The organism is Oerskovia sp. NPDC056781, from assembly GCF_042789955.1.
Taxonomy (GTDB): domain Bacteria; phylum Actinomycetota; class Actinomycetes; order Actinomycetales; family Cellulomonadaceae; genus Oerskovia; species Oerskovia rustica.
Window position 1 is genome coordinate 1 of the sequence record NZ_JBHUAD010000081.1, and the last position, 15,689, is coordinate 15,689.

14 protein-coding genes and 1 pseudogene are annotated in these 15,689 nt (G+C 73.5%); 6 read left to right on the forward strand and 9 right to left on the reverse strand.

Annotated features, from left to right (window positions below):
- Positions 1-48: 48 nt before the first annotated feature.
- Entirely contained in the window at positions 49-420 is a 372-nt protein-coding gene (locus ACFRCR_RS09175) for a YybH family protein (RefSeq protein ID WP_377676947.1), read from the forward strand.
- A gap of 90 nt (positions 421-510) precedes the next feature.
- Complete coding sequence (locus tag ACFRCR_RS09180) at positions 511-1,794, forward strand: low temperature requirement protein A (protein WP_377676948.1); 1,284 nt, start codon at positions 511-513, stop codon at positions 1,792-1,794.
- Positions 1,795-1,813: 19 nt separating this feature from the next.
- On the opposite strand, the gene ACFRCR_RS09185 is transcribed toward ACFRCR_RS09180, so the two are convergent.
- The 5 genes from ACFRCR_RS09185 to ACFRCR_RS09205 all read right to left on the reverse strand — a co-directional run bounded on the left by ACFRCR_RS09185 (position 1,814) and on the right by ACFRCR_RS09205 (position 9,937).
- Positions 1,814-2,503: a PAS and ANTAR domain-containing protein gene (locus ACFRCR_RS09185; RefSeq protein WP_377676950.1), complete on the reverse strand. Its 690-nt coding sequence runs from the start codon at positions 2,501-2,503 to the stop codon at positions 1,814-1,816.
- A 201-nt stretch (positions 2,504-2,704) separates the two neighbouring features.
- A complete protein-coding gene (locus ACFRCR_RS09190) occupies positions 2,705-7,306 on the reverse strand; it encodes a metallophosphoesterase (protein ID WP_377676952.1) in 4,602 nt (1,533 codons plus the stop codon).
- Positions 7,307-7,526: 220 nt separating this feature from the next.
- Entirely contained in the window at positions 7,527-8,207 is a 681-nt protein-coding gene (locus ACFRCR_RS09195; protein ID WP_377676954.1) for a histidine phosphatase family protein, read from the reverse strand.
- A gap of 127 nt (positions 8,208-8,334) precedes the next feature.
- Positions 8,335-8,949: a hypothetical protein gene (locus tag ACFRCR_RS09200; protein WP_377676955.1), complete on the reverse strand. Its 615-nt coding sequence runs from the start codon at positions 8,947-8,949 to the stop codon at positions 8,335-8,337.
- A 79-nt stretch (positions 8,950-9,028) separates the two neighbouring features.
- Positions 9,029-9,937 (reverse strand): NAD-dependent epimerase/dehydratase family protein, encoded by a 909-nt coding sequence (locus tag ACFRCR_RS09205; RefSeq protein ID WP_377676958.1) that lies wholly within the window; start codon positions 9,935-9,937, stop codon positions 9,029-9,031.
- A gap of 106 nt (positions 9,938-10,043) precedes the next feature.
- Between ACFRCR_RS09205 and ACFRCR_RS09210 the strand changes: the two genes are divergently transcribed.
- Positions 10,044-10,421: a helix-turn-helix domain-containing protein gene (locus tag ACFRCR_RS09210; protein ID WP_191797223.1), complete on the forward strand. Its 378-nt coding sequence runs from the start codon at positions 10,044-10,046 to the stop codon at positions 10,419-10,421.
- 22 nt (positions 10,422-10,443) lie between these two features.
- Here ACFRCR_RS09210 and ACFRCR_RS09215 read toward each other — a convergent pair whose 3' ends face one another.
- Both ACFRCR_RS09215 and tmk read right to left on the reverse strand, forming a co-directional pair.
- Positions 10,444-11,580: a DNA polymerase III subunit delta' gene (locus tag ACFRCR_RS09215; protein ID WP_377676960.1), complete on the reverse strand. Its 1,137-nt coding sequence runs from the start codon at positions 11,578-11,580 to the stop codon at positions 10,444-10,446.
- A gap of 197 nt (positions 11,581-11,777) precedes the next feature.
- Positions 11,778-12,398 (reverse strand): annotated as a pseudogene (gene tmk / locus ACFRCR_RS09220) (dTMP kinase); the annotation flags it as partial.
- A 67-nt stretch (positions 12,399-12,465) separates the two neighbouring features.
- On the opposite strand from tmk, the gene ACFRCR_RS09225 reads away from it, so the two are divergent.
- Complete coding sequence (locus ACFRCR_RS09225; RefSeq protein ID WP_377676962.1) at positions 12,466-13,197, forward strand: HAD-IA family hydrolase; 732 nt, start codon at positions 12,466-12,468, stop codon at positions 13,195-13,197.
- 7 nt (positions 13,198-13,204) lie between these two features.
- On the opposite strand, the gene ACFRCR_RS09230 is transcribed toward ACFRCR_RS09225, so the two are convergent.
- Positions 13,205-14,311, reverse strand: a complete 1,107-nt coding sequence (locus tag ACFRCR_RS09230) for an aromatic acid exporter family protein (RefSeq protein ID WP_377676963.1) — start codon at positions 14,309-14,311, stop codon at positions 13,205-13,207.
- Between the two features lie 66 nt (positions 14,312-14,377).
- Here ACFRCR_RS09230 and ACFRCR_RS09235 point away from each other — a divergent pair, with 66 nt between their 5' ends.
- The gene (locus tag ACFRCR_RS09235) at positions 14,378-14,845 is read left to right on the forward strand and encodes a GNAT family N-acetyltransferase (protein WP_377676965.1); all 468 of its coding nucleotides are present in this window, start codon (positions 14,378-14,380) and stop codon (positions 14,843-14,845) included.
- Here ACFRCR_RS09235 and ACFRCR_RS09240 read toward each other — a convergent pair.
- Positions 14,842-15,327 (reverse strand): MarR family winged helix-turn-helix transcriptional regulator, encoded by a 486-nt coding sequence (locus ACFRCR_RS09240; RefSeq protein WP_377676967.1) that lies wholly within the window; start codon positions 15,325-15,327, stop codon positions 14,842-14,844. The genes ACFRCR_RS09235 and ACFRCR_RS09240 overlap by 4 nt on opposite strands.
- 88 nt (positions 15,328-15,415) lie before the next feature.
- On the opposite strand from ACFRCR_RS09240, the gene ACFRCR_RS09245 reads away from it, so the two are divergent.
- Complete coding sequence (locus tag ACFRCR_RS09245) at positions 15,416-15,640, forward strand: hypothetical protein (RefSeq protein WP_056762982.1); 225 nt, start codon at positions 15,416-15,418, stop codon at positions 15,638-15,640.
- Positions 15,641-15,689: the final 49 nt, after the last annotated feature.

The window sequence follows — 15,689 nt, forward strand, 5'->3', positions numbered from 1 at the left end:
GGTCCCCACAGGACCTCGACCGGCCGGACCCCACCCCCGGAGGTACGCATGGACCGCGAGTCCGTCATGAGCTGGGTCGCCGCCTACGAGGCGGCCTGGCGCGGCGAGGACCGGGGGGCCGTCGCGTCGCTCTTCACCGAGGACGCCACCTATGCGCGGTCGCCCTACGACGACCCGCTGCGAGGGCACGACGCGATCCGCGACTTCTGGCTCGCCGACGCCGGGGAGACGTTCACCATGACGGCCCAGCCCGTCGCGGTCGACGGGCTCGCCGCCGTCGTGCGGGTCGAGGTCCGCTACAGCGGGCCGACGCCGCAGGAGTACCGCGACCTGTGGATCCTGCGGTTCGCGGACGACGGCCGCGTCGCGGACTTCGCGGAGTGGGCGTACTGGCCCAGCAAGCCGTACACCGCGACCTGAGGCGCCCGGCCCGGCCCGCCCGGCCACGTCGTCGTGCGCGTCAACCGGTACCCCGCGCCGCCGCGTGCCCCGCGTGCGAGGATCGCGACCATGACCGCCGCCGCGCCCCGCACGGCCCCCTCCGGCCCGCCCGGCTCCTGGGGCATGCGTATCGACGTGCTGCGCCACGGCCGCGGCCACGACTCGGACAAGGTCGGCTACATCGAGCTGTTCTTCGACCTGGTGTTCGTCTTCGCGGTCACCCAGCTCTCGCACTCGCTCATCGCCCACCCCGACGGCACGACCCTGGTCCAGACGCTCATCCTGGGGGCCGCGGTCTGGTACCTGTGGATCGACACGACGTGGGTCACCAACTGGCTCGACCCCGAACGCACGCCCGTGCGAACCCTGCTGATCGCCCTCATGCTGCTGGGGCTGCTCATGTCGAGCGCGATCCCCGAGGCGTTCGGCGACAAGGCGCTGCTGTTCGCGGGGACGTTCGTCGCGATCCAGGTGGGACGCTCGGCGTGGACGGCGTACGCGCTCCACCGGCACTGGCCGGAGAACGGCACGAACTTCGTGCGCATCACGGTGTGGCAGGTGTCCTCGGGGATCCTGTGGCTCGCGGGTGCCCTGGCCCCGGACGAGTCGTGGCGCCTGCTCCTGTGGGTCACGGCAGTGCTCGTCGACTACGCGGGGCCCCGCGCGCTGTTCCGGGTCCCCGTGCTGGGGCCCACCGACCCCGCGACGTGGGTCGTGCGCGGCGGGCACATGGCCGAGCGCGTGGGCCTGTTCATCATCATCAGCCTGGGCGAGTCGATCATCGTCACGGGGACCGCGTTCGGGGAGCTCGAGCTGACGGGCACGGTGCTCCTCGCGTTCCTCGCGGCCTTCGCGTCCACGGTCCTGATGTGGCTGCTGTACTTCGACCGCTCCGAGCGGCGGGCGACGGCGTTCTTCGCGGGGTCCGACTCGCCCGGCATGATCGCGCAGACGGCGTACACGTACGTCCCGTACCTGCTCGTGGTCGGCATCGTGCTCACGGCGGTCGCGGACGAGATCGTGCTGCTGCATCCCCTGGGCCACGAGGACGCGGGGCACTCCGACCCGTGGACGGCCGGGCTGATCTGCGGTGCGGGCATGGTCTACCTCGTGGGGAACACGCTGTTCCGGCGTGCGACGGGTGGGTCGTGGTCGGTGCCGCACGTCGCCGGCGTCCTGGCGCTGGGCCTGCTCTACCTCTCGTACCCGGTGCTGTCGCCGCTCGCGATCAACTGGGTCTCGAACGGCGTGCTGCTCGCCGTGATACTGGGGGACGTCGCGCTCTCGCGACGCGCGTCCTCCGCCGGCGGCACGCCCTCCGGCGACGGCAGCCCGACGGCGAAGCGCCCCTAGCCCGCCTGGCTCGCCCGCGTCAGCCCGCCTGGCTCGCCCGCGTCGACGGCCGGGGAGTCTCGAAGAAGTGGTCCACGTCCTCGCGCGTGAGCGACGCGCCGTCGTGACCGCCTGCGATGCTCGCCAGGAAGCGAGCAGCCAGCTCGCGCACCGGCTCGTTGGTGATCGACGAGTGGTGCCGCAGGACCTCGAACGCCTCGGCGTCGTCGAGGCCGTAGACGACCATGAGCGCCCCCTTGGCCTGTTCGATCGTCGCCCTGCGGGCTGCGGACGCCGAGACCGCCTGCGTGGCGTGCTCCTGGGCGAAGGCCTCTTGCGAGTCCGTGAGGTCCATGAAGTAGCCCGTGACCCGAGTGACCTCACCGGTCGCCGGGTCGACGTCGCCCTGACCGACCACCCCGAGGACCCGGGTCCGCCCGGCGGCGTCGATGATCCGGTGGATGCCGCTGAACGGCGCTCCGGTGCGGGTGACGTCGGCGAGGATCCCCGCGACGCGGGTGACGTCGTCGGGATGCTTGTGGGCGAGCATGAGCTGGGTCGTCGGGACGACCTCGTGGGGCGCGAACCCGTGCATCTCGAACAGCTCGTCGGACCACCACCACCGACCGGTGGGGACGTCGAGCGTGTAGCGCGCGACCGGTTGCGGCCCCCCGGCCAGGAGGGCTGCCACGAGCCCGTGGTCGTTCTCGTCCTTCGTGTCCTGTGCCATCGCGTCGACGCTCCCCAGTGCACCCCTGCGGGCTGCCCTCCCCCAGAGTCCCATCCTTCCGATGGTAGGCATGCTGGGAACGTGCGCAACAGGTCGCGGCTCCCGCGGTGGCGCGCGACGCCTCCCTTCCCGTGCGACGGGACGACGGCGCCGCTCCCCCGGGGAGGGGAGCGGCGCCGTCGGGCGTGGGCGTGGCGCGCGCTATGACGCGTCGTCGCCCGTGTCCCCCGCGCCGCTCGCGGGGGCGCTCGCCGTGCGCCGGGTGCGCGCGACGAGCACCCCGCCGCCCGCGACGAGCAGCAGCGCGAGCCCGACGAGGAGACCCACCTGGGTCCCGGTCGCGGGCAGCCGGGTGCCGCTTCCTGCGCTCCCGCCGGTGCCGGATCCCGTGGCCTGGTCGGTGGTCGAGCCACCGGCTCCCCCGCCGCCTGAACCGCCCGAACCGCCCGTGCCGCCCGACGAACCGCCGTCACCGTCACCGTCGCCGTCGCCGCCGGTGACCTCGGCGAAGTTCACCAGGTACACCTCCGAGGAGTCCGTGCCGCCGTACGGGTCGGCGGTCACGACGTACCAGCCGTGCTCGCCCGCGCCGGGGCGGTGCCAGGTCGCGGACAGCTCGGTGCCGCTCTCGACGTCGTCGAACTCGGCGATGGACCGCGTCATGAGGACCTCGGCGGTGAACGCGTCCGACGTGAGGGTCTTGGTCCGCGGCTCGATGCCGAGCGCCGCGTACGGGATCACGAAGTCCTGGTGCTCGGGGGCGAGCGACGGGTCGTCGGACCCGTACCGGTCGAGGTGCGGCGAGTACGTCCGGGCGTGGACCGTCCGCCCCTGGTTGTCGAACTGGAGCAGGCGCAGGAACGACTGGCCGCCCTCGGGGAGACCCTGGTAGTCGAAGAGGATCTGGTGGACCGAGCGGTCGGTCACGCCGTCCCCGTCGTCGTCGAACGCGTCGACCCGCGTGAACGCGTCGTGGTAGTGGCCCGAGAAGACCATCTTGACGTTCGGGTTGGTCGCCACGACCTCGTCGTAGATGCGCTGCGGCACGGGGCCCAGGCCACCGGTCGTGAGCATGTACTCGTGCAGGTTGATGATCGCCTCGCGCTCGGGGTAGCGCGCGAGGACCTCGTTCATCCACGCGATCTCGTCGTCGCCCGGCCCCCAGCCCATGTAGAGCATGAGGAAGTCGATGCCACCTGCGGTGATCAGGTCGTAGTGCCCACGGTTGTCCTGGTAGGAGCCGCCGTACCAGGGGTTGGCCGCGTAGCGGGCCTCGCCGAAGAGCTGCGAGTACGGCCCGTAGTCGATCTCCTTGTGGCCCACGTCGTGGTTGCCCGCGAGCACCCCGTAGGGCAGTGCGGCGTCGTCGAGCATCGAGTAGGCCGCGTCCGCGTTGGCCCACTGGTGGGGCTGGGTGTGGTTGTCCACGATGTCGCCCGTGTGGAAGACGTACTGCAGGTTGACGTCGTCCCGCTGGTCGAGGAAGTAGTCGTGGATGTCGAGCTGACGGTCGTAGTACGAGTCGTTGTAGTACTGGGTGTCGGACTCCCAGCCGAGCGTGAAGTCGTACGACGAGCGCGGCGTGTCCTCGGGGTGGTTCGGGATCACGGGCGTCTCGCGCGTCGAGAGGTCCTCGCCCGCGAAGCCCTCGGAGTGCTGCACGAGCACCGTGAGGACCCCGTCGAGCACGTGGTCCTTCGCGGGGACGGTCGCGTCGAGGGTGAACGCCTCGGGCTCGGTCGCCCCGGCCGCGGTGACGTGCCGGTCGACCTCCTCCCAGTCGCCCGTGGCGGTGTCGAGCACGTACAGGAGCACCTTGGCGTCGGCGTTGGCCGACCCCTCCCAGGTGAGGCGGGTCGTGTAGTCCTCGCCCGCGTCCTCGGGGATCGTGACCTGGTAGGTCCGGTAGGGGAACTCGGCGTCCGACGACGTGGTCGCGCCGTCTGCACGTGCCGTGTCGCGGGCGCCGGGTCCGGGCAGGGCGAGCGCTGCGTCGGCGGCGACGCGCGTCGTGCCCGACGTCGTCACGACCGCCGCGTCCTCGTCGTCGAGCCGGTAGCCCTCGCGGAACGAGACGTCGAGGCGGTCGCCGCTCGGGTCGGTGACCTTGGCGCGCAGCTCGACCTCGTCGCCCTCGACCGTCGTACCGCCCGCGGGCGAGACGGCCTCGGAACCGGGGTTCTCGACGGGGGTCGTGAAGGTCACGGTCCGCTCGCTCCGGTTCCCGACGACGTCGCGCGCGGTCAGCGCGAAGGTGTGCTCGCCGTCGGGCAGGACGAGCGAGGACGTCGCGTACGGGAGCGTGACGACCTGGCCGTCGAGCGTCGCGACGAGCGATGCGAGCCCCGATCCCGCGTCGGTCGCGGACGCGTCGAGCGTGAACTCGCCGCGGTAGTCCGTGCCGTCCACGGCGTCGGTCGTGATGACCGGGCTCGTGTTGTCGACGACCACGGCGGCCCGCGCGGAGTCGGTGCCGTCGGTCGCGGCGACCGTGTGCTCGCCGTCGGCCACGGCCGTGGTGTCCCAGGCGTGGGACACCGCGGTGAAGGCGTCGTCCGGGAGCGTGAAGCGGGCGTCGAAGAAGTCGAGCTTGCCGACGCTGTCCCCCATCTGGAGGACCTTGGTCGGGTCGTCGTACCCGGCGGGGCGCAGCGTGCGGCCGTCCGGCAGGACCAGGCGAAGGTTCTTGATCTGGAAGTCGTCGTTGTTCTCGTCGGGGTCGATCTCCGGGGCGGCCTTGGTGCCCGCGTAGACGCTCACGACGAGCTCGTCGCCCTGGCGCACCATGCGCAGCGGGACGTCGGTCGCGATCGTCTCGTAGCCCTCGTAGATGCCGTCGTCGAAGATGTTCAGCACCTCGCCGCCCGACAGCACGCCGTTGCGGAAGAAGGTGTTGACGCCGCCCGCCTCGAACGCGAAGACGGGCTCGTCCTCGAGCGCGGGGGCGACGGGGGCGACGCTCGCGCCGTCGATCGTGAGCGACAGCGGGCTCGGGTAGGTGTCGCCCGCCGCCGCGACGGACGTCGCTCCCGTGACGAACTCGCCCTCGTCCACGTTCAGGCGCACGGGCGCGGTGTCGACCCCCGTGATCTCGATCCGGCGCGGGGTCGTGCGGGTCTCGTGCGTGCCGTCGGAGGCGACGAGCACGTACTCGTACCAGCGCTTGCCCGTGAGGTCGGCCGGGTGGATCGCGTGCCGGAACGCCGTCCGGGCACCGGACCCGTCCGCGGCGAGGCCCGCCGTCAGGTCGATCCGCTGGTGGTCGGCGTCGACGTCGCTGCGCAGCAGCAGCCGCACCGAGCGCACCTGGGCGTCGTCGGTCACGGTCGCCTCGATCGCGAGCTCGTCGGCCGGGTCGACCTGCGCCGGGGTCCCGTCCGTGACCGTCGGCGCTACCGTGTCGGCCGGGACCTCGACGGGCGCGGCGGGCTTCTGCGCGGCCGAGACCGCGCCGGGCGTCGCGGCGCTCACACCGATCTTGCGCTGGACCATGGCGTCGGCCGCGTCGGCCGCGTACTGGATGCCCCTGTCGGCGACCGGGTCCTTGGCGCCGCCCAGGTTGTAGTAGGCACGGTTGAGCGCGAAGCCGGTGCGGGTCGTGATCTCCAGCCCACGGGGCGACCCGTTGGCCATGCCGCCCGAGCGGATCTCCACCAGGTCGGTCCCGGTCACCAGGTGGGTGCCGAGCTTCGCGTTGAAGTCGGCCCCGGTCAGGTGGTCGTTCTGGCCGTTCTTGACCCACAGCACGAGCGTCCCGCCCGCGGGCACGACGACGTCGCCCGGCACGGCCGGCCACTCCACGACCTGGCTGTTGGTCAGGTCGTCGAGCGGGTAGAGATAGTTCAGCGTGTAGTCGTCGAAGTCCACCGGGGTGCTCGACGCGTTGTACAGCTCGACGAACTCGTAGCCGTCGCCCGTGCCGACGTTGGACGAGTCGGGCAGCAGCTCGGTCACCTGCAGGTGCGCGCCGTTCCCGGGAGCCGGCTCGGTCGTGGGCGGGTCGGTCGGGGTCTCGCTCGGGCCGGGCGTGGGCTCGGTCGGCTCGGTCGGTGTGTCCGTCGGCTCGGGGGTGGGCTCCGGGTCGGGCGTGACGGGTGGGACCAGCGCCTCGGGCGCGACGACCCCCGGCGACGGGACGCCCTTCGCCTCGAGCAGCCCCGCCGACGCCGAGCCCTCGCCCGGCACCCGGAAGTGCACCGTGCGCCCGGCCGCGACGGACCCGGCCGGGCAGAACGACCAGGTGGGGGACGCGCCGTCGGGCCCGAGGACACGGATGCCACGGTCCCCGCCGTTGGCCATGCCCGCCTGGCCGCTCACGCGCACGAGCTGGTAGTCGCTCGCCGTCGCGCCCGCGGCGGCGTAGTGGTCGCGGAAGTCCTGCTCGGTGCGGACCGAGGTGTCGACGTTGCCCGACGTGTAGTCGAGCCACAGGACCACGGCCTGCCCGGCCGGCACGACCGTGCCCGCCGGGATGCTCAGCGGCACGTCGCGCGAGCGCTCGTCCGAGTCGGCGTACGTGTACGCGAGCCCGATGCCCGCGGCCGTCAGGTCCACCGGCGCGCCCGAACGGTTGAAGAGCTCGACGTACTCGAAGTCGTCGACGCCGGTGTTGTCCGGGGCGAGCTCGGAGACGAAGAGCGGGAACGGCGTGCTCGCGGCAGCCTGGGGCAGAGCCGACAGGGTCGACAGGGCCGTCGGCGCTGTCGGTGCGCCGACCGTCGCGGACGCCGCGGTGCCGACGGCCGTCGTGAGGCCGATCGACACCACGGCGACGCAGCCGGCGAGTCGTCTGGTCAGGGACATGCGGGTTCCTCCGGTCTTTCCCGGTCGTGGGGGTTCCGCTGGACCGTAGGAAACCGGTGTGAACCGGAGGTGGCCCGACATGTCGGGCACCTGAACGACGGGTGACCGAGGCACCCGTCCCGGGGCAGGAGTGACGCACGCCTCACCGGGTGGTTCGGCGGCGGGTCGGCAGCCGCCCCGACGGGCGTGCCCCGAGCACCCGGCCGACGCGCGGCGGACCTCAGGCGGACAGCGGCGCCGCGGCCGCGGCCGGGGCAGGCCGTGCAGCGAGCGATCCGTGCCCCGCGACGTCGATCCCCGCGGCGACGACGCGTGCGACGCCGCCCGAGACCTCGACCGTCGAGACCGAGGCGTTGGGCAGCGCGACGAGCCCGGCCGGGTCGATCGTCGCGAGCATCGCGCCGAGGGTCAGCCCGTGGCCCACGACGAGCACGTGCTCGTCACGGCCCGCGCCCGGGCCGGCCGCGTCGTCGTGCGCCGCGACGATGCGGTCGAGGACCGACCGTACGCGCGCCATGAACTCCGCACCGGGCTCTCCCCCGCCGATGCCCGGGTGGGTGCCGGCGAGCACAGCGGGCACGAGGGTGCTCCAGGGGACGACCGCGTCGAGCTCTCTCTCGGGCCGTCGCTCGAACGTGCCGAAGGACAGCTCGCGCAGGTCCTCGTCGACCGAGAGCCTCAGGTCGGGGTGGTGGCGCAGGATCTCGATCGCCGTGAGCACGGCGCGCCCTTGGGGCGAGGAGTAGGCGGCGTCGAAGTCGTGGCGCGAGAGGTGCTGCGCGGTGACGCGCACCCCCGCTCGGCCCGTCCGCGTGAGCGGCGAGTCGCACGCGCCCTGCAGGTGGCGGCGGGCGTTGAGGACGGTCTGGCCGTGGCGGACGAGCGTCAGTGTGAGGGTCATCGTCGAAGTGCCCTTTCCGGTGGTCCGGTGCGTTGTCGCTGGCGACGCTAGCGACGCCGTCCCACGGCTCGGCGACGTTCACGGGTCCCCTGCGCGACGATCGGATGAACGTCGCGCGGCTTCCCCGTCAGTCACGCCCCCGACGCGACGCCTTCCGCAGTGCCGGGACCACGAACGTCACGCTGATCCCCGCGACGATCCATCCCCACCCGAGGTCCGGGTAGGCCGGGGCGAGGACGTCCGAGAGCCCGGCGTCGGCGAGGCGCACGAGCGTCCCCTGCTCCTGGGCGAGCGCGGGCAGGACGCCCACCGCGACGAGCGCGATCCCGAGCCAGCGGGCCGTCGCCGTGCCGTCGAGGGCTGCGCGCGCTCCTCGTGGGCCGCGCCGCGCAAGCAGATAGGTGAGGAACAGCGCCACGCCGACCAGCGCGAAGAAGGCGATCAGGTCGATCTTGTCGAGAGGGCGGTGGAGGTAGACGTCGGTCCAGGGCATGGACTCCCCCAGGACGGCGGTCACCCCGACCTCGTCGGTCCCGACCTCCGTGGCACCGGTGACCCTGGCGGCGTCGACCACGCGCACGTCGACGAGCCCGAGCGGCCGGGTGAAGCCGTTGACGAGGTGGATGAGCGCGAGACCCCAGGCGATCACGGCGCCCGTCAGGGCGAGCGCACCGGCCTTGGTCTCGTCGCGGGCGCGAGCCTCACGCCGGTCGGACGTCCTGGGGGAAGCACTGTCGGCCATGGTCTCGCTCTCGTCGCGGGGCGGGTCGCCACATCCTCCCGGAGGGCCGGGGCTGCGTCCAGCCCCGGCCCCGTGGTCCTCAGTGCGCCGCGGGGACGGGCGCGTAGCTCCCGGTCTCGAGCTCCTGCGTGAGCGACGGCCGCGTGGGCGACCAGCCCGCCGCGCGCGAGCGGGTCGTGGTCGCGGCGCGCTGGTCGAGCAGCAGCGCGTCGGCGAAGGGCGCGCCGAGCCGCTCGCGGCTCGCGTCGTCGCTCTCCGGCCCGACGGCGCCGCCCAGCCCGGCAGCACGGCTCGCGGCCCGCGTGAGGTCGGCGACCGTGGCGTGGTCGTCGCCCGTCCCGAGGAGGCGCCCCGTGAGCCCCTGCTCGAGCGCGAGCACGTAGAGCTCCGCGAGGTCGTCGACGTGCACCGTCGCCCAGTGCTGGGCACCGCTGCCGACCAGGGTGAGCGCGCCGCCGTCGGGACCCGTGCGGGGGGCCCCTGCGAGGAGGGGCGGGATACCCGCGCCGTGGCCGTACACGACACCCGGGACGACGACCGAGGCGACCACGCCGCCCTGGGCCGCGGCCGCGAGGAGGCGCTCCTCGACCGGGACGCGCCACGCGACGATCGCGGGCGGGTCCAGGGGCGAGTCCTCGACGATCGCGTCCCCGTCCCCGTACACCCAGATGCCGCCCGTGTGGACGAACGGCCTGGTCGTGCCGTCGAACGTCGCGAGGACCGCGTCGACGACCGAGGTGTCGATCGCGAGGCTCGTGCCGTCGCTCGCGGCCGCCGCGTGGACCGCCGCGTCGACGTCGGCGAGGAGCGACGCGACCGCGGTGGTGTCGGTGATGTCGGCGATCACGGGCGACGCACCCGCGGCCTCGACCGTGCGCGCGGACCCCTCGCTGCGGACGAGGGCGGTCACCTCGTGGCCGTGCGCCGTGAGCGCGGTCAGCACCGCGGACCCGATGTACCCCGTGCCACCCGTGAGCAGAACCTTCATGTCAGCCTCCTCGACCCCACCCGGGGTGCCGGCGACGCCTGGCGCGTCGCGATGAGGTGACAGTATCTGTGAGGTACCAATGACTTCAACGTGCCATTATTACCTCATGGATACTGTTGCGGTCCCGGTCGAGGACGTGCCCGACGTGTTCTCGCCGTCCTGCCCCTCGCGGCTCGTCGTTGAGCGCCTCGGCGACAAGTGGACCCTGCTCGTCCTCATGGCGCTGCGGCCCGGCGTGCTGCGCTTCGGCGAGCTGCGCGACAAGATCGGCGCCGTGACCCCCAAGGTCCTCACGCAGACCCTCCGCTCGCTCGAACGGGACGGGATCGTGACCCGTACCGTCTACGCCGAGGTCCCGCCGCGCGTCGAGTACACGCTGACCGACCTGGGTCGCTCGCTGCTCGAGCCCGTCGACGCGATCCGCGCCTGGTGCGAGATCCACGGCGACCGCATCGCCGCCGCGCGCGAGGCGTCGACGGTCTGAGGCCGGCCCCCTGCCGGCCCGCTCATCCCTGCGGGCGGAGCGCGATCGCCATCGCCTCGAGCGCGAGCAGCGGCGCCACGTTGCCGCCGAGCCGCTCGCGCGCGACGCCGATCGCGTCCATGCGGCGCACGGTCTGCTCGGGCGTCGAGTCCTCCGCGAGCGCCTGCACGGTCTCCGCGAGCTCGGCGTTGACGAGGTCCACCTGCGCGCCGAGCTGGACCACGAGGACGTCGCGGTAGAGCGAGAGCAGGTCCAGCATCGACCGGTCGAGGACGTCGCGCTGGTGGCGAGTCGCCCGACGCTTCTGGTCCTTCTCGAGGTCGGTGAGCTGGGACCGGAGCCGGGGCGGCATGGTGCCCCCCGGCTCGACCCCCAGGGCGCGCAGGAGCTCGGCCTTCTCGATCGCGTCGCGCTCCTCGGTCGCGGCCTTGGCCTCGGCCTGCGCGACCTCCACGAGCTCGCCCGCGGCGACCACGGCGTCCCCGACGCCTCGGATCCGGCGTGCGAGCGCCAGCACCGACGACCTGCGCTCGCGCGCCTTGCCGTCCCGGGCCAGGCGCCGGGCTAGCCCGATGTGGCTCTGGGCGGCACGCGCCGCGGCCTCGGCGACGACCGGGTCGACCCCGTCGCGCGCGACGAGCAGCCGCGCGACGGCCTCGACCGGGGGGACCCTCAGCGCGACGCCCCGGCAGCGGGACCGGATCGTCACCAGGACGTCCTGCGGGCTGGGCGCGCACAGGACCCAGACCGTGCGGGGCGGCGGTTCCTCGATGGCCTTGAGCAGGACGTTCGTGGTGCGCTCGGCCATGCGGTCGGCGTCCTCGACGATGATGACGCGCCAGCGCCCCTGCGACGGGCGGCGGCTCGCGACCCCCACGAGGTCGCGGACCTCGTCGATCGCGATGGTCACCTTCTCGGTCGCGACGATCGTCACGTCGGCGTGCGTCCCCGCGAGCGTCGTGGTGCACGCCTGGCACACGCCGCACCCGCCCTGCTCGCACTGCAGCGCGGCGGCGAACGCCCGGGCCGCGTTGGACCGCCCCGATCCGGGCGGGCCGGTCAGGAGCCACCCGTGGGTCATGGCCGCAGGGTCGGTCGCCGCGGCCGAGAGCATCTCGACCGCGTGCTCCTGCCCGACGACGTCGTCCCAGACCGTCACGGCGCGGCCGTCCCGCCGGAGCCCGTGGCGGCGGGTCCTGCGGACGTCTCGGCGGCGGGACCGGGCGTCGGGTGCGTCACGGGGCGCGTGACCGGCAGGTCCGCGAGGTCCGGGGCGTAGCCGATCGCGGAGTCGGAGTCGTCGAACCCGTCGTCGGGCAGCGCCTCGACCGTGTCCTCGGCCTCCTCGACCACGGGCGTGAGCTCGAGCCGGGCCGCGAGGTCCACCCGGATCTGTGCCTGGATGTCGTCGATCGACGCGGTCGCGTCGATCACGACCCACCGCTCAGGGTCCGCCGCGGCACGAGAGAGGAACGCCTCGCGGGTGCGCCGGTGGAAGTCGATCCCCGCGCTCTCCAGGCGGTCGGGCTTCCCCTGGAGCCGCTCGGCCGCGACCGCGGGGTCGAGGTCCAGCAGGACCGTCACGTGCGGCATGAGTCCCTGGACGGCCCACAGCGAGATGAGCTCCACCTCGTCGACACCCAGCTCACGGCCACCCGACTGGTAGGCGACCGACGAGTCGAGGTAGCGGTCCGTGACGACGACCGCGCCGCGCTCGAGCGCGGGCCGGACCAGGTGCGCGACGTGGTGCGCGCGGTCCGCCGCGTAGATGAGGGCCTCGGTGCGGGCGTCCATGTCGCGGCCGTGCAGCACGGCCTGACGCAGCTCGACGCCCAGCTCTGTGCCCCCCGGCTCGCGTGTCAGCACGACCTCGCGGCCGGTCAGCTCGCCCAACCACTCCCCCAGGAGACGGGACTGGGTGGACTTGCCGACGGCGTCGCCGCCCTCGAACGAGATGAAGTAACCGGGTGTGCTCACGCGCCCACAGTAGTCGGGCCGCCTGACACGGGACGGGCCGCGCGACACGGCCGGTAGCCTCGGTGGCATGTCCGTCCTCCCCGCACCCGGTCCTGGTCGCCCCGACTCCCCTGCGCTCCCGAGCCCGGGCGTCGCGTTCGCAGGGCGCACGTTCGACGCGATCCTGTTCGACATGGACGGCACCCTCATCGACTCGGTGCCCGCGGTCGACCGGAACTGGCGCCGCTGGGCGCACGAGTACGGTCTGCCGGACGCGGACACGTTCCAGATCGAGCACGGCACCCCGGCGCGGACGTTCATCGCACGCCTCCTGCCCGCCGACCTGGTCGAGGAGGCGTACCACCGCATCCACGACCTCGAGCTCCACGACACCGAGGGCGTACGCATCCTCCCGGGCACGGTCGACGCGTTCGCGTCGCTCCCCGCGACGCGTCAGGCCATCGTCACGTCGTGCACGCGCCCGCTCGCGGCGGCGCGCATCGGGGCGTCCGGCCTCGTGCCGCCCGCGGTCGTGGTCACGGCCGACGACGTCGTGCACGGCAAGCCCGACCCTGACCCGTTCCTGCTCGGCGCCGAGCGGCTCGGCGTCGACCCGTCGCGCTGCCTCGTGGTCGAGGACGCTCCCGCTGGGGTCGCCGCGGGCCGGGCGGCGGGGTGTGCGGTGCTCGTCGTCGCAGGCACGCACACGCTCACCCAGCTCGCGCAGGCCGCCGTGGCTCCCGACGCGGGCGCGAGCGGGCTCGACACGGTGCGCTTCGCCGTCGGGCAGGACGGGTCGATCAGCGTGACCGACGCCTGACGAGGACCTACTCCTCGCCCAGCGCTGCGACCCCGCGCCGGATCGCGAGCACGGTCGCCCCCGCGACGAAGTAGTCCTCGTCCGAGCCGCTGCGCACGTCGCGCACGGCTCGCCGCAGCCGCTCGGTCGTGTCCCGGACGTGGTCGAGCGCCTCGGGGTCCGCGAGCGCCCCGGCCGTGGACCGCACGGCGTCCCCGTAGGCGCGCAGGGCGTCGCGCACGAGGGGCCGCAGGGGCTGACCGAACGCCAGGTCGTCGAGGTCCTGCCGCTCCCACCCGGTGACGAGCCGGGTGAGGTCCCCGACGACGGACGACGTGATGCCCAGCGCTGCCGCCCGGGAGCCCTGCGCGCGGGTCGCCTCGGCGTACCGCCGGGCCCGGCGGTTGATACGTGCCGCCTCGCGCGCCTGCTCGGCGGACCGCTGCGACCGGTCGACCACGGGCCCGAGGAGCAGGCGCCGGTCGTCCCACTCCTCGGGAGAGGGCGCGACGTCGCTGTCCAGTCCGTCCGCGAGGTGGTCGAGCTGGTCCGCGAGCGCGTCCTTGAGCCGGTCGAGGTCGACGTCGGACGCCGCGAGGGGCAGCGGCGGGAAGAGCAGGTTGATGCCGATGCCGACCAGCGCCCCGACCAGGACGAGGCCGACGTACGCCCCCATGTACCCGACCTTGTCCGCGTTCCCGATGATGAGGACGAACAGCGCCGAGGTCACGGCCCACGACCCCATGTCGCCCAGGAGCCCCCACCCCGCGACGAGGATCGCCACGGCGACGACGAGCGCGATCGAGAGCGCGCTGGGTGCGAGCACGAGGTCCACGCCGCGTGCCACGAGGGCTCCGACGACGATCGCGCCGACCGCCTGGAAGGACTCCCGGACGGAGCGGGCCACGGTGCTCGTCGTCGCGACCACGGCACCGAGCGGCGCGTAGTACGGGTAGTCGGAGAAGGGCTCCGGCAGCACGATCCCGACGACCCACGCGACGGCGGCGGCCACGGCGCCGCGCAGCGCCATGGCCCACCGGGGGTGCAGGTGCCACTGGCGGAGCGCGGCGGCGGCCAGGCCGCGCGCCCGGGTCACCCGAGGAGCCCTGGGCGCGGAGTCGGTGGGAGAGGTCATCGCGCCACCCTAGGCACGGCTGGGACGCGCCCGCAGGGGCGGGCCCCGGGTGGGTACGGTGTCGCCGTGACGACGACCTGGCGGGTGCGCCCCGTCCTCCTCGACGACGAGCACGAGTGGCTCGACCTGTACGCGGGCTACCGCGCGTTCTACGAGATGCCCGCGGACGCGGCCCGGGACCGCCTGGTCTGGTCCTGGCTGCACGACGGCGCCTCGGGGGTCCGCGGTCTGGTCGCCACGGACGGGGCGCGCCTGGGCGGCATGGCGGTGCTGCGGACGTTCGCGCGCCCGCTCGACGGCTCGCACGGGTGCTGGCTCGACGACCTGTTCGTCGCCGAGGCGGCGCGGGGGGCCGGGGTCGGGCGTCTGCTGCTCGGGGCCGTCGGTGTGCACGCCGGGGACCTGGGGGCGAGCGTCGTGCGCTGGATCACAGACCCGGCGAACGCCACGGCCCGGCGGCTCTACGACTCGGTAGCGACCGCGACCCCGTGGGTCACGTACGACATGTCACCCGGGGACGGGCGCCTGGGCTAGATGACCCCTGTGCGCAGCGCGGCGGACACGACCTTCGAGGCCGCGGCGTGGACCTCCATGAGCTCGTCGAGGGTCAGACCCGTCGCGGCGGTGATCGCGGGCGGCACCTTCTCGGCCTGCGTGCGGAGCTCGCGCCCGGCCTGGGTCAGGGTGACGTCGACGACGCGACCGTCGTGCTCGTTGCGCGAGCGCGTGAGGTACCCCGTGGTCTCGAGCCGTCGCACGAGCGGGGAGAGCGTGCCGGGGTCCAGGTGGAGCCGCTCGGCGAGCGACGTGGCCGTGGTGCGCTCGCCGGCCGCGGCATCTTGCCACAGCGCGAGCATCACGAGGTACTGCGGGTGGGTCAGGCGCAGGGGTTCGAGCAGCGGTCTGTACATGGCGACCATCGCGCGGGCACCGGCCGACAGCGCGAAGCAGACCTGGGACTCGAGCGCGAGCGGGTCGGTGCCGGGCAGCGGGGCGCTCTCGATCGAGGTGGTCATGTCGTCATCGTAGCCAGTTCTCCCCTATGCTTGGTACACCAATCATTGGTGCACCATCTACTTGCACCGTTCTCGAGAGGAGAGGCGCATGGCCGACAAGCAGCGACGACGCCCCCTGGGCCTGCGCATGACCGAGACGTTCCTGCCGATCTTCGGACCCGCACAGGTCGGGAAGCAGGGGTCCCCCGGGCGCGGCGTCTCCGCGGCCGAGGCCGAGCGCGACCGCGAGCTCAAGACGCGCTTCGAGTACGTGACGGGCCCCGACGGCCGCAGCTACGTCGTCGAGCACACGGACGAGCCGACCGCGGGCTGAGCTCTCGCCCTGCCGAGAACGGGGTTGTGGTCGTTCTGCACGTCAGAAC